This window comes from Amycolatopsis sp. 505, from assembly GCF_031625235.1.
Classification (GTDB): Bacteria; Actinomycetota; Actinomycetes; order Mycobacteriales; family Pseudonocardiaceae; genus Amycolatopsis.
Window position 1 is genome coordinate 668,263 of record NZ_JACKQP010000003.1, and the last position, 21,568, is coordinate 689,830.

Genomic DNA, 21,568 nt, shown 5'->3' on the forward strand with positions numbered 1-21,568 from the left:
CGTTCCGGCTCGGGTCAATCCTGGTCGGCGCGGTACTTGAGCTTCACGAGCCGGGTCGCGGCGAAGAGTGCCGCGACGGCGACCGCGCCGAGGGTGGCCAGCAGGCGGTTCACGTCGACCGCCGGTTCCCAGCGGAGCTTGCCGTCCTTGATGACGTACGCCCCGACCGGCTTGGCCGACAGCCCGAATCCCGCACCTTCGCCGGAACGGCCCTTTTCGTCGCGGCTGTCGCCGCCGCCACCGCCGGTGCCGACAGCCGACGCCACGATCACTGTGACGCCGTCGACCTCGTACGGCTCGCCGTAGACCATCCTGGTCTCCAGCCCGTCCTTCGCCTTCGCGAGCAGTTCGTCGACCTTCATGCGGCGAAGTCTCACCGCCGGCAGCGCGGGAGCCACAGAGCCGATGGTCCCCTGCGCGGGTGACCGAGGGCCCCGGTGCCGGTGGCGTTCGCCCGCGGTGGCGGCCACCTCGTCGCGATTGGCTGGGGACACACGAAATCAGCGACCCCGGAGGCCGTCATGGCGTACCGTCCCCCGCTGGCCGAGCTCGGGCTGAACACCGGCAAGAAGACGCGGTTGCACCGCATCCTGCACGAACACGGCCTGCGCAACGGCACCGCGTTCTTCCTTCCCTACGACCAGGGCCTGGAGCACGGTCCCCGCGACTTCTTCGCCAACCCGGCCGCGAGCGACCCGAAGTACATCCTCAAGCTCGCGCTCGAGGGCGGCTTCAACGGCATCGCGATCCAGATCGGGCTGGCCGAGAAGTTCTACTGGGACTACGCGGGCGAGCTGCCGCTGGTGCTGAAGCTCAACGGCAAGACCGAGATCCCGTCCGACGCCGAGGCGCTGTCCCTGCTGCACGGCAGCGTCGAGGACGCGGTCCGGCTCGGCGCGGACGCCGTCGGCTACACCCTCTACGTCGGGACCCCGGCCCAGGAGCAGGACTTCGCCCAGCTGCGGCAGGTCCGCGCCGACGCCCACCGGCTGGGCATGCCGCTCATCGTCTGGGCCTACCCGCGTGGCTCGGCCATCGAAGCCAAGGGCGGCCGCGACTCCTTCTACGCCGTCGACTACGCCGCGCGCACCGCGTCCGAGCTGGGCGCCGACGTCGTCAAGGTCAACTTCCCGCACCCGGCGAAGATCGACAACGTGCCCAGTGCCTACGCCAAGGAGACGACGAGCCCAGCAGGCGATCGACGCCGTCGTTCGGTCGGCCGGGCGGACGCTGCTGCTGGTCTCGGGCGGCGGCAAGGCCGGCGACGAGGCGATGCTGGAGAAGGCACGCGAGTCGATGGAGGCCGGGGCGACCGGGCTGATCTTCGGCCGCAACGTTTGGCAGCGCGATCACGACGAGTCCCTGCGGTTCGTCTCGGCGCTGCGGGACATCCTCGCCAAGTACCCGAGCGCATGAGCACGACCGAGGTCCGCATCCACGGTCGTGGCGGTCAGGGCGTGGTGACGGCGGCCGAGCTGCTGTCGGTAGCCGCGTTCACCGAAGGGCGGCACGCGCAGGCGTTCCCCAGCTTCGGCTCGGAACGCACCGGCGCGCCGGTCGTGTCGTTCTGCCGGATCTCCGGCGCGGCGATCCGCACCCGCGAACCGATCGTCCAGCCTGACGCGCTGATCATCCAGGACGCCACCCTGCTGCACCAGGTGAACGTCTTCGAAGGCCTCAAACCCGAGGGCTACCTGCTCGTGAACTCCGCGCACAGCTTCGACGAGCTGGGGCTGGGCGAGTTCGTCCGCGGGTTCCGCCGGGAGCGCCTGCTGGTGGTGCCCGCGACCGAGCTGGCGAAGAAACACCTGGGCCGGGCGGTGCCCAACGCGGCGCTGCTCGGCGGGTTCGCCGCGTTGACCGGCGTGGTCGAGCTGCGGTCGGTGATCGCCGCGATCGCCGGCCGGTTCACCGGGGCGAAAGCCGACGGCAACATCGCGGCGGCCACCGCGGCCTACGGGTTCGTCCGCGCCGAGCGGGAGGAGCTGACCGGTGCTCAGGCAGATTGAGGGCTCCCGGGCCGTCGCCGACGCGGTCGCGCTGTGCCGTCCGGAGGTCGTCTGCGCCTATCCGATCTCGCCGCAGACGCACATCGTCGAAGGGCTGGCGGAGCTGGTGAAGTCCGGTGCGCTCACGCCGTGCGAGTTCGTCAACGTCGAGTCGGAGTTCGCCGCGATGTCCGTCGCCATCGGCGCGTCCGCCGCCGGGGCGCGGGCCTACACGGCCACCGCGAGCCAAGGTCTGCTGTACATGACCGAGGCGGTGTTCAACGCCTCCGGGCTCGGCCTGCCGATCGTGATGACGGTGGCCAACCGGGCGATCGGCGCGCCGATCAACATCTGGAACGACCACAGCGACAGCATGGCCCTGCGGGACGCGGGCTGGATCCAGCTCTACGCCGAGACCAACCAGGAGGCCGCGGACCTGCACGTCCAGGCGTTCCGGATCGCCGAGGAGCTGTCCACGCCGGTGATGGTGTGCATGGACGGCTTCGTGCTGACCCACGCCTGGGAACCGGTCGACACACCGGACCAGGACCAGGTCGACGCCTTCCTACCGCCGTACGAGCCCCGTCAGGTGCTCGACCCGGCCGAGCCGTCGTCGATCGGGGCGATGGTCGGGCCAGAGGCTTTCACGGAGGTCCGCTACCTCGCCCACGCCCGGCTGATGGAGGCGCTCGACGTCGTCCCGGACGTCGCGGACCGCTTCGCCGAAGCGTTCGGCCGCAACTCCGGCGGGTTGATCCGGCCGTATCGCACCGAGGACGCCGAGACGATCGTGATCGCGCTCGGCTCGGTGCTGGGCACGCTCAAGGACACCGTCGACGCGCTGCGCGAAGACGGACTGCGTGTCGGCGTTCTCGGCCTGACCTGCTTCCGGCCGTTCCCCGCCGACGCGGTCCGCGCGGCGCTCGGGCACGCCCGGCACGTCGTCGTCCTGGAACGGGCCTTCGAGCCCGGTGTGGGCGGGATCGTCACGCAGAACGTCGTCGCGACCGCGGAGGTGCACACGGTGGTCGCCGGGCTGGGCGGCCGTGCGATCACGAAGGACTCGCTGCGCCGGGTCCTGCGCTCCGCGGACCGGTTGCCGCCGCTGACCTTCCTCGACCTCGACCGCACGCTGATCGACCGCGAGCTGGGCCGCCTCGCCGCGACCCGCCGGTCGGGGCCGACGGCCGAGAACCTCCTGCGCGACCTCGGTGCGGTCGCTTCGCGAATCGGGTGATGACATGGCGGTGACGCCGATCAAGTTCTACCAGACCGGCAGCTTCGCGGTCGGCGGCCGGCTGCTCGGCGACGACCAGCGCAGCGTCCAGTCCGACCGGCAGCGGATCAACTCCATCGACTGCGGCCACCGGGCCTGCCAAGGCTGCGGCGAAGCGCTCGGCGCCCGGTACGCGCTCGACGCGGCGATGCGCGCGACGGGCAACCAGATGGTCGCCGTCAACGCAACCGGCTGCCTGGAGGTCTTCTCGACGCCGTATCCCGAGACGTCGTGGCGGATCCCGTGGCTGCACTCGCTGTTCGGCAACGCCCCGGCCGTCGCCACCGGCGTCGCCGCGGCGATGAAGGCCAAGGGACGCACGGATGTCCGTGTGGTCGGCCAGGGCGGCGACGGCGGGACCGTCGACATCGGTTTCGCCTGCCTGTCGGGGATGTTCGAGCGCAACGACGACGTCCTCTACATCTGCTACGACAACGAGGCGTACATGAACACCGGTGTCCAGCGCTCCGGCGCGACGCCACCGGCCGCCCGCACCGCCACCACCCCGGCGGTCGGCGCCGAGCCGGGCGCGGTGTTCGGGCAGGGCAAGAACGTCCCGATGATCGCGCTGGCCCACGAGATCCCGTACGTGGCCACCGCGACGGTCGCGGACCTGCGTGATCTGGAAGCCAAGGTGACGCGGGCGATGGAGTTCCGCGGCGCGCGGTACCTGCATGTCCTGGTGCCGTGCCCGCTCGGCTGGGGCAGCGCGTCCCACGACACGATCCGGATCGCCCGCCTCGCCAAGGAAAGCGGGATCTTCCCGGTGTTCGAAGCGGAAGCCGGCGAGATCGTCGCGACGTCGAAGATCCGCCGCCGGGTGCCGGTCGAGGACTACCTGCGGCTTCAGACCCGGTACGCGCACCTGTTCGGCGACTCACCGCACACCGAGGTGATCGAGAAGATCCAGGCGCTCGCCGACCGCAACATCCGCCGGTTCGACCTGCTCGAGGAGGCCTGATGGAGCACGAGAAGCCGTTCGCGATCACCCTCGACGTCGGTTCGAGTCGGGCGAACAAGACCGGTGCCTGGCGGACCGAGCGGCCGGTCTACGTCGACCTGCTGCCGCCGTGCAACCAGGCCTGCCCGTCCGGGCAGGACATCCAGAAGTGGCTCTACCACGCCGAATCCGGTGACTACGAGAACGCGTGGCGCGGGATCATGGCCGACAACCCGCTGCCCGCCGTGCTCGGCCGGATCTGCTACCGGCCGTGCGAGAGCGCCTGCAACCGCGGCCAGCTCGACGAAGCCGTCGGCATCAACTCCGTCGAACGCTTCCTCGGCGACGAGGGCATCGAGCAGGGCTGGACGATCCCGGTCGCCGAGCCGTCCGGCAAGCGGGTCCTGGTCGTCGGCGCGGGCCCGGCCGGCCTGTCCGCCGCCTACCACCTCGCCCGGCTCGGCCACGCCGTCACCGTCCGGGACGCCGAAGCCGCGCCCGGCGGGATGATGCGCTACGGCATCCCGCGCTACCGGCTGCCCCGCGACGTGATCGACGCGGAGATCCGCCGGATCGCGGACATGGGTGTCGTCTTCGAGCAGAACAGCCGGGTCACCGACGTCGTGGCCGCGAAGGCGGGGTTCGACGCGGTCTTCCTCGCCGTCGGCGCCCAGGTCGGCAAGCGGGCCTACATCCCGGCCGGCGACACGGCACACGTCCTCGACGCGATTTCGCTGCTGCACGAGATGGAAGACGGCGAACCGCCGCTGCTCGGCCGCCGCGTCGCCGTCTACGGCGGCGGCAACACCGCGATGGACGCCGCGCGCACCGCGAAGCGGCTCGGCGCCACCGACGCCGTCGTCGTCTACCGCCGCACGCGGGACCGGACGCCCGCCCACGAATCCGAAGTGGCGGAGGCAGTCGAAGAAGGCGTCGCGATGCGCTGGCTCTCGACGATCAGCGAGATCGACGGCGACGGCATCACCGTCGAGAAGATGCGCCTCGACGAGTCAGGCTTCCCGCAGCCGACCGGCGAGTTCGAGCGCCTCGCCGCCGACAGCGTCGTGCTGGCGCTCGGCCAGGACACGGATTTGTCCCTGGTGGACGAGCTGCCGGACGTCGAACGCGCGGACGGGGTCGTGCGGGTCGGCCGGGGGATGATGACCGGCCACCCGGGAATCTTCGCGGGCGGGGACATGGTGCCCTCGGGGCGGACCGCGACCGTCGCGGTCGGGCACGGCGCGAAGGCCGCTCGCGAGATCGACGCTTGGCTGCGCAACGCCGTCGCTCCGGAGCCGCCGGCGCGGCGCGAGGCGACCTTCGACGACCTCAACACCTGGTACTACAGCGACGCCGACCGGACCGTCCGGCCGCACCTCGACCTGTCCCGGCGGGTGTCGACCTTCGATGAGATCAAGGGCGGTCTGGACGCGTCGACGGCCCTGTTCGAGGCCCGCCGCTGCCTGTCCTGCGGCAACTGCTTCGAATGCGACAACTGCTACGGCGTCTGCCCGGACAACGCGGTGATCAAGCTCGAACCGGGGGAGAAGTACGCGGTCGACCTCGACTACTGCAAGGGCTGCGGGATCTGCGTTGCCGAATGTCCCTGCGGCGCCATCGAAATGGTGCCCGAAGAAACCTGAGGAGAGATCATGCAGGAGAAACGCTGGCACGTCGAAGTGCACATCGACGAAGACGACGACGGCCGCACCCGGGCCACTGCCCGGCTGCACACGGCCGACGACACCCGGGTCTCCGGGACCGGTGTCGCGCGGCTCAACCCCGCCGACACCGACGTGCCCGAGATCGGCGACGAGCTGGCCGCGTCGCGCGCGTTGAGCGACCTGGCCCACAACCTGCTCGAATGCGCGGCCGGCGACATCGAAGCGCTGACCCGCAAGCCGGTCCGGCTCGAAAACTGAAGGGAGCGGACATGCGCATCCTCGTCGTCTTCGAGTCGATGTTCGGCGCCACCGAAGAGGTGGCCAAGGCGGTCGGCAAGGGGCTGGCCGTGTCCGCCCCGGTCGAGGTGGTCAACGTCGACAAAGCGCCCCGGGATCTGACCGGCGTCGACCTGCTCGTCGTCGGCGGGCCCACCCACGTGCACGGCATGAGCCGCGGCGCGACCCGGAAATCCGCCGCGGACCAGGTGGACTACCCGATCCGGTCGCGGACCGGCGTGCGGGAGTGGCTGGACTCCCTCGACGTGGTGCCGGCCGAGCTGGCCGCCGCGGCCTTCGACACCCGGATCGACAAGCCGCGCGTGTTCACCGGGGCGGCGTCGCTCGGGGTGGCCAAGCGGCTGCGCCGGCACGGGTGCCGGCTCGTCCTGCCGGCGGAGAGCTTCTTCGTCGGGACCGAGTCCATCGACACCGGCCCGGAGCCCGGCGAACCGGAACGGGCCGAGGCGTGGGGCGCGGCGCTCGGGGCGGCACTGGTCCGCGCCGGCTCCTGACGGCCGTGGCGGACGTCCCGACGGTCGGCGTGGAGGAGGAGTTCGTGCTGCTGGACACGCGGACCGGGGCGGCCGTCCCAGCGGCCCCGCGAGTCTTGGACGTCCTGCGGGGAGAACCCGGTGTGGTGCCGGAATTCCTGCGCTTCCAGGTGGAAACTCTGACGGGGGTGTGCCGCTCACTCGCCGAGGTCCGCGCGGATCTGACGAGGCTGCGCCACCGGGTGAGCGAGGCGGCGGCGGAGGTGAGGTGCCTGGCGGTGGCGACCGCCGTCGCGCCGTTCGGCACCACCCCGCTGGTCACCGCCGACGCGCGGTACGAGTGGCTCGCGGCGCGGTTCCCCGCCTTGGTCGCCGGCGCGGGCACCTGCGCCTGTCACATCCACGTCGGCATCCCGTCGCGGGCGGCGGGGGTGCGCGCGCTCGCCGGGCTGCGGCCGTGGCTCGGTGTGCTGCTGGCGCTCACCGCGAACTCGCCCTACGTCGACGGCGCGGACTCCGGGTGGGCGAGCGCCCGGTACCCGCTGTGGTCCCGTTGGCCGACGGCCCGGCCGCCCGCCGCGTGTCGGGACGTCGCCGAGTACGACGCTGCGGTCGCCGAGGCGATCCGAAGCGGTGCCGCGCCCGACGCTCGCGGCGTGTACTTCTACGCCCGCCTGTCGCCGCGGCACCCGACCGTCGAGGTGCGGATCGCCGACGTCTGCCTGGACGTGGGTGACGCCGTCGTGCTCGCGGGGCTGGTGCGGGCGCTCGTGGCCACGGCGGTGCGGGGCGAGGTGGTGCCGCAGCCGTCCGACAGGGCTCTCGCGCACGCGCTGCGGGCCGCCGCCCGGCACGGCCTCGATCGGCCGGGCGCCGCACGTCTCCTGGCGTACGTCCGGCCTGCGCTGGAGGAGGCCGGAGATCTCGACGTGGTGCACCGCGGTTGGTGCGCGCTCGCCGACCACGGCGGTGGCGCGGTCCGGCAACGTGCGCTGCGGGCGGTGTCGGCCACCCCGGCGGAGTTCGCCGCCCGGCTGGCCGCGGTGACCCGGGGAACCGAAGACGAGAGCCTGGAGGCGGCACGATGAACGCGGAAACAGTGACCGGCGCGGCGGAGTTCCACGCCCTGCCGGTGGCCGCGGCCGCCGAGCAGCTCGGCGTCGACCCGGCCCGGGGGTTGAGCCATGAAGAGGCCGAAGCGCGGTTGGGGCGCTACGGCGACAACGTCGTCCGCATGCCCGCCGGACCCGGGCCGATCCGGCGGTTCCTGGCGCAGTTCCACAACCCGCTCATCTACGTCCTGCTGCTGGCGGGCGTGGTGACGTGGGTGTTCGGCGGGCACGTCGACGCCGGGGTGATCGCCGGGGTCGTGCTGCTGAACGCCGTCGTCGGGTTCGTGCAGGAGTCCCGGGCCCAGCGCGCGCTGGAGGCACTGTCCAAAATGGTCCCGGTCGAAACGACCGTCGTCCGCGAGGGGGTGCCGCAGCGCGTGCCCGCGGCCCGGCTGGTGCCGGGGGACGTCGTGGAGCTCGCCGCGGGCGACCGGGTGCCCGCCGATGTGCGGCTGGCCGAAGTACACCTGACCGAGATCGACGAGTCGGCGCTGACCGGGGAGTCGGTGCCGGTGGTGAAGTCCGCCGAGCCGGTTCCGCCGTCGGCTCCGGTCGCTGACCGCACCGGCTGCGCGTATTCGGGGACGCTGGTGACCCGGGGCCAGGCCCGTGGGCTGGTCACCGCCACCGGCGGCGCGACCCAGCTGGGCGGGATCCAGCACCTTGTGGCCACTGCCCAGGTCGTCGAGACGCCGCTCACCCGCAAGCTCGCACGGTTCTCGGGGCACCTGAGCTGGGTGATCGTCGCGGTCTCGGCCGCGGCCTTCGTGCTCGGCCTCGTGCGGGGCACCCCGGCACCGGAGATGTTCACCGCGGTGGTCGCGCTCGCCGTCGGCGCGATCCCGGAGGGACTGCCGGCCGCGGTCGCGATCGTCCTGGCCATCGGCGTCGTGCGGATGTCCCGGCGTGGTGCGATCGTGCGGCACCTGCCCGCGGTCGAGACCCTCGGCGGCACCACGGTGATCTGCACCGACAAGACCGGCACGCTCACCCGCAACCGGATGACGGTGACCACTCTCGCGGCGGCCGGTTCGCCGGTGCCGGTGGCCGAAGCGGGGAAGACGCTGCGGGAGTGTCTGATCGCGGGTGTCCTGTGCAACGACGCGGAACTCGAGGAAGGGGATCCGACGGAGATCGCGCTGCTCGGCGCGGCGATCGCGGCGGGCTTGGACCCGGACGCGATCCGGGTGGCGGCGCCGCGCACGGACACCGTGCCGTTCGAGTCCGAGACCCGGACGATGACGACGGTGCACGGTGAGGTCGCCTATCTCAAGGGCGCGGTCGAAGAGGTCGCGGCCCGGTGCGAGGCCGAGGTGGTGCCCGGCGGCGATGTGCGGCCGCTGGACCGGGACGAGCTGGACCGGGTGCACGGATCGCTGACGGCGCAGGGCTTGCGGGTGCTGGCGTTCGCTCGGAGCACGCCGGGGGCCGCGCCAGTACTGCTCGGCCTGCAGGCGATGCACGACCCGCCGCGGCCGGAGGCGGTCAGCTCGGTCGCGGCCTGCCGGAGCGCGGGCATCGACGTCAAGATGATCACCGGCGACCACGCCGGAACGGCCCGCGCGGTCGCCGGAGAGGTGGGCCTGGCTTCCGGCCGGGTCCTCACCGGCGCCGAGCTGGCCGCGCTTCCGGACGCGGAGTTCGATGAGACGGTGGCGGGCACCCAGGTGTTCGCACGGGTGTCACCAGCGCAGAAACTCGACCTGGTCCGGGCGTTGCAGCGGCGCGGGCACGTGGTCGCCATGACCGGCGACGGTGTGAACGACGCCCCGGCGCTGCGCCGCGCGGACATCGGCGTCGCAATGGGCAAAGGCGGCACCGACGCGGCCCGCCAGGCCGCCGACATGGTGCTGACCGACGACGACTTCGCCTCGATCGAGGCGGCGGTGCGGGTGGGCCGCGGCGTGTTCGACAACCTGCGCAAGTTCATCGCGTGGACGCTGCCGGCCAACATCGGCGAGGGCATGGTTGTCCTGGTGGCGATCCTGCTCGGCGCGACCCTGCCGATCGTCCCGGTGCAGATCCTGTGGATCAACATGACGACCGCGGTGTTCCTCGGCTTGACGATGGCGTTCGAGCCGACGGAGCACGGGATCATGGGACGCCCGCCGCGCCCGCCCGAGCGGCCGCTGTTCACCGCGTCCCTGCTGCGGCGGGTGGTGCTCGTGTCGCTTTTGCTCGTGGTGGCGGCTTTCGGTGCGTATCGCCTGCAGCTCGGTTCTTCCACTTCGCTCGCGGAGGCGCGGACGACCGCGATCAACGTGTTCGTCGGCGTGCAGGCGGCCTATCTGCTGAGCTGCCGGTCGCTCGATCGGCCGGTGCTGCGCGCGTGGCCGGGGCACAGTCGGATGTTCCTGCTGGGGCTGGGGTTGACGGCCGGGCTGCAGCTGCTGCTGACGTACGTGCCGGTGATGAACACGTGGTTCCACACGGCGCCGGTGGGGTTCTCGTCCTGGCTGTGGGTGGCCGGGGCCGCGGTGGTGGCGTTCGCGGTGGTGGAGGCGGACAAGCTGCTCTGGCGCCGATACACCGTCAAAGCCAGTCGCGGCGTTTGAACAGCGCATACAGCGTCGCCGAGATGATCAAGATGGCCAGCATCGACACCCACACGCCCGAAGCCGTCCCGAAGCCCGGGTACGGGATGTTCTGGCCGTAGAAGCCGGTGATCGCGGTCGGGACGGCGATGATCGCCGCCCAGCTGGTGACCTTCTTCATGATCGTGTTGAGCCGGTTGCCCTGGATGGTCAGTTGCGTCTCGCGGATCGTGGCGATCAGCTCGCGCAGGGACTCCGTCCACTCCGTCGCGCGCAGGACGTGGTCGTAGACGTCCTGGAAGTACGGCAGCAGCGTGTCGTCGCGGCGCATCAAGGCGGCGACGATCTCGCGCATCGGCACGGCCAGGTGCCGCAGGCGGCCGAGGCTCCGGCGCAGCCGCAAAGACCGGCGCTGCAGCTCGGTGGGGTCGACGTGATCGGCGAACACCAGGTCTTCGAGGGCCTCGACCTGCTCGTCCAGGGCCTGGACGGCGTCGAGGTGGCCGTCGACGAGGTAGTCGAGCAGGCCGTGGAGCAGGAACGCGGTTCCGCTCTTGGCGAGTTCCGGCGTGGTGTCCCAGCGCGCCACCATCGCGTCGATGTCGGTGGTGTTGTTGCGGTGCACCGTGATGAGCACGCGGTCAGTGACGAACGCGTCCAGCTCCGACGCAGCCAGGACGCCGTCGGTCACGAGCACGGTGTACGCGGCGAGGAACGAGTGGTGGTCGTAGCGGACGAACTTGGGGCGCTGGTGGTCCTCGTCGAGGACCGATGCCACGGCCAGCGGGTGGAGCCCGAGCTCGGTGGCGAGCGCGGCCAGGTCCTGCCCGGTGGGAGCGTCCAGGTCGAGCCACAGCGTCACCGACGGGTCGGCGAGGTGCCGGGCGGCTTCGGCGGCGGGGAAGTCCTCCCGCTCGAGGACACCGCTGCGGTACAACCGGCTGCGCGGCATCGGCTCAGTGGTCGTGGGCGGCGGCGAGGCTGGCGCGGCAGGCGCGGACCAGCTGGCGGGTGGCCCGGGTGGCCGGGGTGTCGCCGCAGGACGGGCAGCGGACCGAGACGTCGCCGGCCAGCTGGTCGATCGCGACGTTCAGCGCGCATTCGCAGGCGCGGCACCAGCGGGTGCCGGTGATGATGACGACGTGCAGCGGCGAGGCGACGCAGTCGTGCAGCCAGCGGCGGTGGGTGCGGCAGGTGACGCGCTCCAGGGGGTCCAAGCCGTCCTCTTCGGACAGGTCTTCCGCGGTCAGCGTGCGCGCCAGGTGCTGGTCGACGACGTCGGCGTAGCGGGGTTCAATGAAGTCGGCGGGCCGCAGGGCGAGCCGGTCACGGCGGTTGCGGCGGAGGGACGTCGGCTCGGCGGTGGTCGCCGGGGCGAATCCGGGGTTGGTGTCCATGGTGTGCCTCACTTTCGTCGGATTCCAGAGTCCGCCTGGTGAGGCCGGGGGAGGAGGGCCGGACCGCCCCGGCTCCCGGGGCCTCTCGGCCCCGGTTCCGGTGGGGCGAAGGCCCATCCGCGTGAGGACTTCCGTCAGGAGACGGTGCGTACCAGGTACACGGGGCACGCGGCGTTGTGCAGCAGTGCCTGGCCGGTGGAGCCCAGCAGCAGGCCGGGGAAGCCGCCGCGGCCACGGTCGCCGAGCACCACGAGCTGCGCGGTCGCGCTGCGCTCGATCAGCTCGCGGCGCGGGTGACCGCGGACGACGACCCGCTCGACGGTGACGCCGCCGGCGTCGTGTTCGCCGGTGATTTCGCCCAGCAGCTGCTCGCCGGCCTCGGTGGCGGCCTGCGGGTCCAGGTGCGGTTCGGTCTCCGGGCGCGGCTCGTCCGCCGACGCGTGCACCACGACCAGGCGGACCTTCCGCGCTTGTGCCTCGGCCACGGCCGCCGCGAGGATGCGGGCGCTGGGCTTGCTGCCGTCGATCCCGGCCACGACCGGCCGATTCGCCGCCTCGGGGTTGTCCCAGGAGTCGCCGCGGACCACCACCACGTCACAGGCGGCGTGCGCGCCGACGGCCGAGGCGACCGAACCGGCGAGCAGGCCGGTCAACCGGCCGCGGCCACCCGAGCCGACCACGACGAGCGCCGCCGTCCGCGACGCTTCGATGAGGGCTTGCGCGGCCCGGTCGGGATCGAGTCGCGTGGTCACGGCGGTCGCGCCCTGCGCTTCGGCGATCTCTTGCGCCGCCCGCAGGTAGCGCTGCCCGTGCGCACGGAGGACATCCTTCATTTCCTCCGGCGGTGGGACGACCCCGCCGGCGAGGAGCGCGGGGAAGTCGAGGGCGTGCACGATCTCCAAAGTGACGTTGCGCAGCCGGGCGGCGCGGGCCGCCCAGCGGACGGCGTCGAGCGCCTCGCCCGACCCGTCGATTCCGGTGATGATCGGTTGTTTCGTCGTGTTCATCGGCGGCTCCCGGTCCGGCTGTCGGGCGCCGACCGTAGGGCGACGACGTGACCGTTCGCTGCGGTCGGAAGTCCTTCCGCGAGGGGACTTCCGGCGGCCTCTTCCCGCAGCACGGCAAGCACGACGGTCCCATCGACCGTCTCGCGCTCCTGCAGTTGCCCGGCGAGTGCATCGAGGGCGGCTCGGTGCCGCTGCAGCAGGTCGGTGGCCCGGTCCTGCGCCGCGCGCACCAGCCGGGCGATTTCCTCGTCGACCGCGCGCTGGGTCTGTTCCGAATACGGCCGGCCCAGCAGCTCCGGCTGCCCTTCCGCCGCGCTGTAGCCGATCGGGCCCAGCTCCGGCGACATCCCGAACTCGGTCACCATCTTCGCCGCCAGTGCCGTCGCGCCGGCGAGGTCGTTCGCCGCCCCGGTCGAGGTTTCGCCGAACACCGCCAGTTCGGCGGCGCGGCCGCCCAGCCGGACCGCGAGCAGGTCCGTGAGGTGGCTTTCGCGGTAGAGGTGCCGCTCGGCCTCCGGCAGCTGCTCGGTCGCGCCCAGGGCCATCCCGGCCGGCAGGATCGTCACCTTGGCGACGGGATCGGCGTGTTCGCACAGCGCGGCGACCAGCGCGTGCCCCGATTCGTGCACGGCGACCGAGTGGCGTTCTTCGGGCAGCAGGGCGTTCGAGCTGTCCCGCCGCCCCAGCAGCACCCGGTCGCGGGCGGCGGCGAGGTCGGCGGCGGTCAGCACCGTGCGGTCGTCCCGGACGGCGTTGATCGCCGCCTCGTTGACGAGGTTCGCGAGGTCGGCGCCGGAGAAGCCCGGCGTGCCGCGCGCGACGATGCCGAGGTCGACGTCCGGGGCGAGGTGCTTGCCGTCGATGTGGGTGGCCAGGATGGCCGCGCGCTCGGCCTGGTTGGGCAGCGGCACGGTCACCTGCCGGTCGAACCGGCCGGGCCGCAGCAGTGCCGCGTCGAGGGTCTCGGGCCGGTTGGTGGCCGCGAGCACGACGACGCCGCCGCTCTGGTCGAAGCCGTCCATCTCGGCCAGCAGCTGGTTGAGCGTCTGCTCCCGTTCGTCGTGCCCGCCGGTGCCGCGCCGGCCGCCGACGGCGTCGATCTCGTCGATGAAGATGATCGACGGCGCCCGTGTCCTGGCCTCTTCGAACAGGTCCCGCACCCGGGACGCGCCGACCCCCACGAACATCTCGACGAACGCCGAGCCGGTGATCGACAGGAACGGCACGCTGGCCTCCCCGGCGACCGCGCGGGCGAACAGCGTCTTCCCGGTGCCGGGCGGGCCGACCATGATCACGCCGCGCGGCCCCTTGGCGCCGGCGGCGGCGTAGCGCGCCGGGTCGCGGAGGAAGTCGATGATCTCGCCGATCTCCTGCTTGACCCCTTCGTAGCCGGCGATGTCGGCGAACCGGGTGGTCGGGCGCTGCGCTTCGATGATCTTGGCCTTCGCACGGCCGAACCCGGTCATGCCGAGCCCGCCGCCGGCGGACTTCCGGGCCCGCATCCCGGCCCACACGAGGAACCCGAGCAAGAGGAAGAACGGCAGGTAGCCGAGGAGCACCGACAGCAGCGAACCACTGGCCTTGGCGGCGGTGATCTCGACGTTCTTCTCGCGCAGCTTGGATTCGAGCTGCCCCGGCTCGAGGGCGGTGGGGATGCGGGTGGTGAACGCCGGACCGCCGCGCCGCTTCCCGTCCACCGCGCCCTGGTCGTCGACCGTCACCGACTCGACGTGCCCGGCGTCCACTTCGGACAGGAATTCGGTGTAGGTCATCGACGGTGCGGCGGGCGTCAGGAAGGCCGGCACCACGAGCACACCGAGGATCAGCAGGCCGATGGCGGTGAGCAGCCAGTTGCCGGCTCGTGGGCGCCGCGGCGGCTCCGGTTTCGGTGCGGGCGTGGGCGGCGGGCCGGACCGGGCCGTTCGGGACATGGGAGGCGCTCCTGGGGTCGCGGGATGCCCCCACCTTCGTCGCTGCGCCGACGGGGAAGAAGGGCCTAACGTCCCCGGCCGGGAGGACCACGGCAGGTCGCGTCGCCGAGACCGGTGGCGCATCCTGGCCCGGGAGTCCCCGCGACCCGAGGAGGACGGATGACCCTGCCGACGACCATGACCGCCTGGCGCGTCACCAGGCCCGGGCCCATGTCCTCCGGGCCCCTCGAGCGATCCCGCGTGCCGGTGCCGCGGCCCGCTGCCGGCGAGCTGCTGGTGCGCGTGCTGGTGTGCGGGGTGTGCCGGACGGACCTGCACGTCGCGGAGGGCGATCTGCCGGTGCACCGGCCGGGCGTGACACCGGGGCACGAGGTCGTCGGCGAGGTCGTGGCGCTCGGGCCGGCCGCCACGGGCTTCGCGACCGGCGACCGGGTGGGCATCGCGTGGCTGCGCGAAACGTGCGGCACGTGCCGGTATTGCCTGCGCGGCCGGGAGAACCTCTGCCCGGACTCGCGGTACACCGGCTGGGACGCCGATGGTGGATATGCGGAGTTCGCGGTCGTCCCGGCGGCGTACGCCTTGCCGTTGCCGGACGGCTACACCGATGACGAGCTGGCGCCGCTGCTGTGTGCGGGGCTGATCGGCTACCACGCCCTCGCCCGGGCCGAGGTGCCCGAAAACGGCCGCCTCGGCATCTACGGCTTCGGCGGCAGCGCGCACCTGACCGCCCAGGTGGCGATCGCCCGCGGCGCCACCGTGCACGTCATGACGCGCAGCGCCGAGGCCCGCAAGCTGGCGCTGGAACTGGGGGCGGCGTCAGCCGGGGAAGCCGCCGACCCACCGCCGGAACCACTCGACTCGGCGATCCTGTTCGCGCCCGCGGGCGAGCTGGTGCTGCCCGCGCTGGCCGCGCTCGACCGCGGCGGCACACTGGCCATCGCGGGCATCCACCTGTCCGACATTCCGCCCTTGAACTACCAGCAGCACCTATTCCAGGAGCGGCAGGTGCGCAGTGTCACGGCGAACACGCGGGCCGACGCGCGGGAGTTCCTGGACTTCGCCGGAAGGCACCACCTCAGTGTCAGCACCGTGCCCTACGCGCTGGCCGACGCGGACCAGGCGCTGGCGGACCTGGCCGCGGACCGCGTCAACGGCGCGGCGGTGCTCCGGGCCGGCTGAGCCGGGCAGCAGCCGGACGGTCGAAACCACCCACCGGGGCAACCAAGACGACCAGCACGGCGAGCGGGCCGCCGTCGTCGGTGACGAGGGCCAGAACCGGGGCGGCCGGCGCCCCGGCGCCGAGCCGCACGCTGAACCACCTCGCCGCGCCGTCCGGAATCCAGCGCCCAGGACGAACGCGGCCAGGCCCAGCAGCGCGGTGGGCAGGAGCGGCCGAAGGTCACCGGCCGCGGGGACGAACGACCGCAGCGACCGCCTCCGCGCGCCCCCTACCGTCGGGATCACGAACCGCAACCCCCGGAAGGAAACGTCATGAGCGCAACCGGAAACGCGCCGATCGTGGTGGCCGTGGACGGCTCGGAATCCGCCGCCGCGGCTGCGCTGTGGGCGGCCGGGGAAGCGGCCCGGCGGCACGCTTCGCTGCTCGTCTTCACGGCCTACGGCTACGAAGACGCGGCGTTCGGCGGCAAGGTCTACCCGCCGTCGGACTGGCTGGCGGTCAAGGAAGCCGAAGCCGACCAGTTGCTGCGCCGGACGCGGGCGACCCTCGAAGCCGCCGTTCCCGGGCTCGAGGTCGGCACCGAAGCCAGCGACCGCGGGCCGGTTCCGGCCCTGCTGGCGATGTCGGAACGGGCCCGGCTGCTCGTCACCGGCGAGCCTGTCGGCCCGATCGCCGGGCTGTTCAGCGGGTCTCCCGACGTCGACCTCGCCGCCAAGGCCCACTGCCCGGTGGTCGTGGTGCGCGGCAGCGAGAGCGTCGACGGCCCGGTGGTCGTGGGCGCCGACGGCAGCCCGCTGAGCGAAGCGGCGATCGCGTGGGCGTTCGAAGAGGCCTCTCTCCGCAACGCACCGCTCGTGGCCATCTACACCTGGCACGACGGTGACACCGCCGGCCTCTTCAGCGACGGCAACGTCGCCTTCCAGGGCGAGTCCCTGCGCGACTCGGGGCAGCGGCTGCTCGCCCAGCGGCTCGCCGGGTGGCAGGAGAAGTACCCGGACGTCGAGGTCGAGCGCCGCGTCGAGCACGACAAGCCGCGCCACCGCCTGCTGTCGGCGAGCCGCGGCGCGCAGCTGGTCGTCGTCGGCAGCCGCGGCCGCGGTGGCTTCACCGGGCTGGTCCTCGGCTCGACGAGCCAGGCCCTGCTGCACCACGCGGCCTGCCCCGTGATGGTCGTCCGCACCGAGAACGCCTGAAGGAGTACAGACATGACCACGGTTGCCGCGGTGATGACCGCCGACCCGATCACCGTCTCGCCGCAGACGCCGTTCAAGGACATCGCCGAACTGCTGACCGGCAACGGGATCAGCGCGGTCGGCGTCGTCGACAAGACGGGCGCGCTGATCGGCGTCGTCTCGGAAGCGGACCTCCTGCCGCACCTGTGGGAGGACCCGAAACCCCGCCGCCGCGACCGCCGGCTGGCCCGCAAGGCGACGGCGTGCACCGCGAAGGACCTGATGACCAGCCCGGTCGTCACGATCGACGCGGAGGACTCCCTCGCCGTCGCGGCGGCGAAGTTCGCCCGCTCCGGCGTCCGCCGGTTGTTCGTGCTGCGCAACGGAAAGCCGGCGGGCGTGCTGTCCCGCCGGGACCTGGTCCGGGTGTTCACCCGCGGCGACGCGGAGCTCGAACGCGAGGTGTGCGACCGGATCCGGCGGCTGAGCTGGGGCCCGGACCGGGTCCGCGTGGAGGTCCGGGCCGGGATCGTGACGGTGGTGGGCCGCGTGGAGCGGCGCAGCGACATCGACCCGGTGACGCGGTCGATCAGCGAGCTGTCCGGCGTGGTGGAGGTCCGCAACCGGCTGGACTACGTCTGGAACGACGTGGCTTGAGCCGCGACGGGAAGGCCTCCGCCCGGGTTCGGGCGGAGGCCTTCCGGTCCTCGCTCAGTGCTTGTCACGCGGCGGGTTCGGGTCGTGGCCCTTCGGTGACGTGTCCTTCTGCCGAATCTGCCCATCCCGGCCGTGAACGACGGTTTCCCCGCCTGTGTTCGCGGTGATCTCCCGCGCCCGGGCCGAGGCCTGTGCCTGAGTGTCGGTGTGAGCGCTCGCCCTGCCGGCTCCGGGCTTCTTCACATCCCAGCCGCCGTTGGGGTTCGGCACCACGTGCCGGTCCTTGTCAGTCATGCGATCGTGCTCCTCGTTTTGGCTGTCCTGCGCCAAGGGCGTAGGCCGTTACTCCGAGGAGAGCACTGCGAACTCGGTGATCACAACCGGTTTCCGGTAGGTGGCGTCGTTTCCGCGGTCAGTGGCGGCCGCGCAGTTGTTCCGGAATCGGCAGGCCCACGCCGTACGGGTGGGGGAGTGGCCGCAGGACTTCGCTGATCGGCCGGCGCGGCGTCGCCGGAAGGGGCGCCGCGTCGTTCGGTCCGTAGCCGACACGGACGACCAGCTGTGGCTCGAGCCGTCCGCCGAGGACGCAGTCGCGGACCAGGCCGCGCGTGCTCGTGAACTCGAACGGTTCGGTGTACACACAGGACGCCAGGTTCAGCCGGGTAGCGGTGAGCAGGACGGCGCTGGCGGCTTCGCCGGCCCGGAGGCGGTCCAGTTCGGTGTCGCCCGCGGTGGCGACCACCGTGACTACCGCGCCGTCGGGGCCTGTCGTGTCCGGGATGCGCCCGCCCGCGAATTCACGGATCCGCAGTTCCCGGCGGGGCGCGAGAGCCAGGACCGCGTTCCGGGCGGGCACGCCGTCCGGGGCATGATCGCGGCCGCTCCACGCGGCCAGCTCGATCTCGTAGTCCTGGTCAGCCCGGTGCAGCCCGGCAGCCTCCGCGGCCGCGGTGCTGAGCACGGTCCGATGCGGTGCAGCCGTCGCCAGGTGCAAGGCCGCGCCCTGGTCGGAAGCACTCTTCTGCAGCAGCACCTCGTCCCGCACCAGCAGCGGCCGCTCGGCGAACCGGCGCCGGTCCGAACGGCGGCGGGGGATGGCCGCCGCGAGTGCGATGTCGTCGTCACGCGTGTCGTGAGGCACCAGGTCGATCCGGGCGAGGACGCCGGGCTCAGGCAGCCGGCGGATCTGCGCGGCCCACCCCATCGCCGCCGCGGCGACGGTGAAGTAGTGCAGCGCGCACCCGCAGCTGACGAGCAGGTCGCGGCCGTCGGGATCGGTGTGCTGCAGCCGGCGCCCCGGATCGGCGCGCAGCTCGACCGTGTGGCCGTCGAACCGCCAGAGCCACGGCTGGGAGTTGTGCACCGAAGGAGCACGCACCGCGAGCGCGACGGCCGCTCGCACGGTGTAGGCGTCGGGCGTCGTGGGGTCCATCAGTCCTCCTTGGATGGGGTGCCTCCATGCTTGCCGCGGCGCTTCGCCGGCCACAGGGTCCAAGGGCTTCCCGGAGGTGACCGTGGCGAGGCCCTTCGGCCCTTTCCGGCGCCGGGCCCACGGCTGAGGCTGGGTGTCCCGGCCGACCGCAGGAGGCACCATGGACCACACCCCGGCTGACCGGACGCGACAGCGGGAAGCCGGTCTGCTGACGCTCGTTCTTCTGCTCGTCGCGGCCGGTGGGATCACCAGGTGGACGGGCGCGCCGGTCGCCGCCGACGTCGTCTGGGCCGTCGCCGATCTGGTCACCCTCGTGCCGGCCGTCGTGTGGGTCGCCGCCGATCTGCGGGCCCGCCGGTGGGGTGCCGATCTGCTCGCCGTCCTGGCCCTGGTCGCCACGCTCGCGGTGGGCGAGTACCTCGCGGGCGCGATCGTCGCGGCGATGGTCGCCACCGGGCGCGTCCTCGAAGCCGGCGCGCAACGGCGGGCGAGCCGGAACCTGACGGCGTTGCTCGACCGGGCGCCGCGGGTGGCGCACCTGCGCACCGCGACCGGCCACGAGACCATCCCGGTCGGCACCGTCCGGCCCGGCGACCTCATCGTGGTCCTGCCGGGTGAGGTCGTGCCGGTCGACGGCGTGCTTCCCGACGGCGGCACCTTCGACGAGTCCGCGCTGACCGGCGAGCCGCTCCCGGTGCAGCGGCCCGCGGACGACACTGTCCACAGTGGAGTGGTCAACACCGGTGCGGCCGTCGCCGTCCGGGCGAGCGCGGCCGCGGCCGACAGCGCTTACGCCGGTGTCGTGCGGCTCGCCGAGGAGGCCGCGGCCCGCACCGCAGGCGTCGCCCGGATCGCCGACCGGGTCGCTGTCTGGTTCCTGCCCGCCTCCCTGCTGATCGCCGCGCTCGCCTGGCTGCTGACCGGGGAGGCGGACCGCGCGGTCGCCGTGCTGGTGACCGCGACGCCGTGCCCGCTGCTGCTGGCCGTGCCGATCGCGGTGACCGGTGGCATGTCCCGGGCGTCGAAGGCCGGTGTGGTGGTCAAGGACGGCGTTGCCCTCGAAGCGCTCGGGCGGGCCGGGATCCTGTTGATGGACAAGACCGGGACGGTGACCAAGGGCCGTCCCGAGATCACCGACGTCGTGTGCGCCCCGGGGCGTGACGTTGCCGAGGTCCTTGCGCTGGCGGCCGGGGTGGAGCAGTACTCGCCGCACGTGCTGGCGACCGCGGTGGTGCGGGCCGCGGCGTCGGCCGGAGCGGCTCCGGCCGCCGCCGAAGACGTCACCGAAGAGGTCGGGTCGGGTGTTCGCGGCCGGGTTCGCGGCCGCTGGGTTCGCGTCGGCCGCCGGCTCGATGCGGACCTGCCCGCGTGGGCCCGGGGCGCGGCCCGCCGTGGCCGGCTGGATCTCGCCTCGGTGCTGTGGGTGGAGTCGGACGGCGAGCCCGTCGCGGCCTTGCTGGCGAAGGACCCGATCCGGCCCGACGCCGCCCGGACGATGCGCCGCCTGAAAGTCGCCGGGATCCGCGAGATCCGGCTCCTCACCGGCGACCGCGTCGACAATGCGCGTGAAGTGGCCGCGATGCTGGGGCTGGACGACGTCCACGCGGAGGTGACACCGGCGGAGAAACTCCGCGAGGTGGAGGCCGCCCGGGCCCGCGGCGTGACCGTGATGACCGGCGACGGTGTCAACGACGCGCCCGCGCTGGCGGCGGCGGACGTGGGCGTCGCGCTCGGCTCGCGAGGCGCCACGGCGGCCGCGCAGGCCGCCGACGCGGTGATCCTCGACGACCGCCTCGACCGGCTCGCGGACGCGGCGGAGATCGCCCGCCGGTCCCACCGGCTCGCGGTGCAGAGCGCGGTCGCCGGGACGCTGCTGTCGCTGGTGGCGATGCTGGCCGCGGCCGGCGGCGTCCTGGTGCCGGTGGCCGGGGCGCTGGTCCAGGAGGCCATCGACGTGGTGGTGATCCTCAACGCGTTGCGCGCGCTCGGCGACCGGAAGCCCCGCAGGCCGGCCCCGGCGGCGATGGTCCGGCGGTTCGAGTCCGAGCACGAGAAGCTGCTCCCGGCCCGGGCCGCGGTCCGCCAGGCGGCCGACGCGCTGGCCGAGGGAGCGACCCCGGCCGCGGACGCGGCGGTCCGCACGGCGGCACAGCTGCTCGCCGACCAGCTGCTGCCGCACGAGCAGGCCGAGGAGACCGAGCTGTATCCGGCGTTGTCGACGGCACTGGGCGGCCCGGAGAGCACGGTGACGATGAGCCGCGAGCACGCGGAGATCGGCCGCCTGGTCCGCCGGCTGGAGCGGCACCTGGCGGAGGAACCGAACGGCATCCAGCCGGACCAGGTGGACGATCTGCGGGCGACCCTCTACGGGCTGGATGCCGTGCTGACGCTGCACTTCGCGCAGGAGGAGGAAGCGTACTTCACGCTGCCGTCCTTCTGAGCGGACCGAGGATGTGCCCAAGGTGGCCTTGGTTGCGTCAGACGCACCGAAGGCCGCATTGGGGCGCT

19 protein-coding genes and 2 pseudogenes are annotated in these 21,568 nt (G+C 72.8%); 14 read left to right on the forward strand and 7 right to left on the reverse strand.

The features are described from left to right. Positions 1 to 14: 14 nt before the first annotated feature. Complete coding sequence (locus tag H5965_RS14640) at positions 15 to 362, reverse strand: spore germination protein GerW family protein (protein ID WP_310970266.1); 348 nt, start codon at positions 360 to 362, stop codon at positions 15 to 17. A gap of 159 nt (positions 363 to 521) precedes the next feature. Between H5965_RS14640 and H5965_RS14645 the strand changes: the two are divergent. The 10 genes and pseudogenes from H5965_RS14645 to H5965_RS14690 form a co-directional block, all read left to right on the forward strand. After that, positions 522 to 1,085, forward strand: a pseudogene (locus tag H5965_RS14645) (class I fructose-bisphosphate aldolase); the annotation flags it as partial. 76 nt (positions 1,086 to 1,161) lie between these two features. Continuing rightward, complete coding sequence (locus tag H5965_RS14650) at positions 1,162 to 1,416, forward strand: hypothetical protein (RefSeq protein WP_310970597.1); 255 nt, start codon at positions 1,162 to 1,164, stop codon at positions 1,414 to 1,416. 17 nt (positions 1,417 to 1,433) lie between these two features. Next, positions 1,434 to 2,009 (forward strand): annotated as a pseudogene (locus H5965_RS14655) (2-oxoacid:acceptor oxidoreductase family protein); the annotation flags it as partial. Next, positions 1,993 to 3,225: a transketolase C-terminal domain-containing protein gene (locus H5965_RS14660; RefSeq protein ID WP_310970268.1), complete on the forward strand. Its 1,233-nt coding sequence runs from the start codon at positions 1,993 to 1,995 to the stop codon at positions 3,223 to 3,225. The pseudogene H5965_RS14655 and the gene H5965_RS14660, both read left to right, overlap by 17 nt. A gap of 4 nt (positions 3,226 to 3,229) precedes the next feature. After that, positions 3,230 to 4,225 (forward strand): thiamine pyrophosphate-dependent enzyme, encoded by a 996-nt coding sequence (locus tag H5965_RS14665; protein WP_310970270.1) that lies wholly within the window; start codon positions 3,230 to 3,232, stop codon positions 4,223 to 4,225. Then, the gene (locus H5965_RS14670) at positions 4,225 to 5,847 is read left to right on the forward strand and encodes an NAD(P)-binding protein (protein WP_310970271.1); all 1,623 of its coding nucleotides are present in this window, start codon (positions 4,225 to 4,227) and stop codon (positions 5,845 to 5,847) included. The genes H5965_RS14665 and H5965_RS14670 overlap by 1 nt, the downstream gene beginning before the upstream one ends. Positions 5,848 to 5,856: 9 nt before the next feature. Further along, positions 5,857 to 6,126: a DUF1876 domain-containing protein gene (locus tag H5965_RS14675; RefSeq protein ID WP_310970272.1), complete on the forward strand. Its 270-nt coding sequence runs from the start codon at positions 5,857 to 5,859 to the stop codon at positions 6,124 to 6,126. 11 nt (positions 6,127 to 6,137) lie between these two features. Then, the gene (locus H5965_RS14680; RefSeq protein ID WP_310970273.1) at positions 6,138 to 6,659 is read left to right on the forward strand and encodes a flavodoxin domain-containing protein; all 522 of its coding nucleotides are present in this window, start codon (positions 6,138 to 6,140) and stop codon (positions 6,657 to 6,659) included. Positions 6,660 to 6,664: 5 nt separating this feature from the next. Further along, complete coding sequence (locus H5965_RS14685; RefSeq protein ID WP_310970275.1) at positions 6,665 to 7,726, forward strand: YbdK family carboxylate-amine ligase; 1,062 nt, start codon at positions 6,665 to 6,667, stop codon at positions 7,724 to 7,726. Continuing rightward, positions 7,723 to 10,305: an HAD-IC family P-type ATPase gene (locus H5965_RS14690; RefSeq protein ID WP_310970277.1), complete on the forward strand. Its 2,583-nt coding sequence runs from the start codon at positions 7,723 to 7,725 to the stop codon at positions 10,303 to 10,305. The genes H5965_RS14685 and H5965_RS14690 overlap by 4 nt, the downstream gene beginning before the upstream one ends. On the opposite strand, the gene H5965_RS14695 is transcribed toward H5965_RS14690, so the two are convergent. The 4 genes from H5965_RS14695 to ftsH all read right to left on the reverse strand — a co-directional run bounded on the left by H5965_RS14695 (position 10,283) and on the right by ftsH (position 14,619). Then, on the reverse strand, positions 10,283 to 11,236 hold the full coding sequence (locus H5965_RS14695; protein WP_310970279.1) for a magnesium transporter CorA family protein: 954 nt from the start codon (positions 11,234 to 11,236) through the stop codon (positions 10,283 to 10,285). The two genes, H5965_RS14690 and H5965_RS14695, sit on opposite strands and share 23 nt — an antisense overlap. A 4-nt stretch (positions 11,237 to 11,240) precedes the next feature. Further along, the gene (locus H5965_RS14700) at positions 11,241 to 11,681 is read right to left on the reverse strand and encodes a hypothetical protein (protein WP_310970281.1); all 441 of its coding nucleotides are present in this window, start codon (positions 11,679 to 11,681) and stop codon (positions 11,241 to 11,243) included. A gap of 134 nt (positions 11,682 to 11,815) precedes the next feature. After that, a complete protein-coding gene (locus tag H5965_RS14705) occupies positions 11,816 to 12,688 on the reverse strand; it encodes a universal stress protein (RefSeq protein WP_310970282.1) in 873 nt (290 codons plus the stop codon). Further along, positions 12,685 to 14,619 carry an ATP-dependent zinc metalloprotease FtsH gene (gene ftsH / locus H5965_RS14710; protein ID WP_310970284.1) on the reverse strand — a complete coding sequence of 645 codons (1,935 nt, stop codon included), beginning with the start codon at positions 14,617 to 14,619 and terminating at the stop codon, positions 12,685 to 12,687. The genes H5965_RS14705 and ftsH overlap by 4 nt, the downstream gene beginning before the upstream one ends. 177 nt (positions 14,620 to 14,796) lie before the next feature. Between ftsH and H5965_RS14715 the strand changes: the two genes are divergently transcribed. The 3 genes from H5965_RS14715 to H5965_RS14725 all read left to right on the forward strand — a co-directional run bounded on the left by H5965_RS14715 (position 14,797) and on the right by H5965_RS14725 (position 17,628). Next, positions 14,797 to 15,798 (forward strand): zinc-binding alcohol dehydrogenase family protein, encoded by a 1,002-nt coding sequence (locus tag H5965_RS14715; RefSeq protein WP_310970599.1) that lies wholly within the window; start codon positions 14,797 to 14,799, stop codon positions 15,796 to 15,798. 312 nt (positions 15,799 to 16,110) lie between these two features. Further along, entirely contained in the window at positions 16,111 to 16,992 is an 882-nt protein-coding gene (locus H5965_RS14720; RefSeq protein WP_310970285.1) for a universal stress protein, read from the forward strand. Between the two features lie 12 nt (positions 16,993 to 17,004). Then, the gene (locus H5965_RS14725) at positions 17,005 to 17,628 is read left to right on the forward strand and encodes a CBS domain-containing protein (protein ID WP_310970286.1); all 624 of its coding nucleotides are present in this window, start codon (positions 17,005 to 17,007) and stop codon (positions 17,626 to 17,628) included. Positions 17,629 to 17,682: 54 nt separating this feature from the next. Here the strand turns inward: H5965_RS14725 and H5965_RS14730 are convergent, their stop codons facing one another. Next, positions 17,683 to 17,922: a DUF2188 domain-containing protein gene (locus H5965_RS14730; RefSeq protein WP_310970288.1), complete on the reverse strand. Its 240-nt coding sequence runs from the start codon at positions 17,920 to 17,922 to the stop codon at positions 17,683 to 17,685. Positions 17,923 to 18,040: 118 nt separating this feature from the next. Beyond that, positions 18,041 to 19,060: an Acg family FMN-binding oxidoreductase gene (locus H5965_RS14735; RefSeq protein WP_310970289.1), complete on the reverse strand. Its 1,020-nt coding sequence runs from the start codon at positions 19,058 to 19,060 to the stop codon at positions 18,041 to 18,043. Positions 19,061 to 19,220: 160 nt separating this feature from the next. Here H5965_RS14735 and H5965_RS14740 point away from each other — a divergent pair, with 160 nt between their 5' ends. After that, positions 19,221 to 21,500 (forward strand): heavy metal translocating P-type ATPase, encoded by a 2,280-nt coding sequence (locus tag H5965_RS14740; protein WP_310970291.1) that lies wholly within the window; start codon positions 19,221 to 19,223, stop codon positions 21,498 to 21,500. Positions 21,501 to 21,568: the final 68 nt, after the last annotated feature.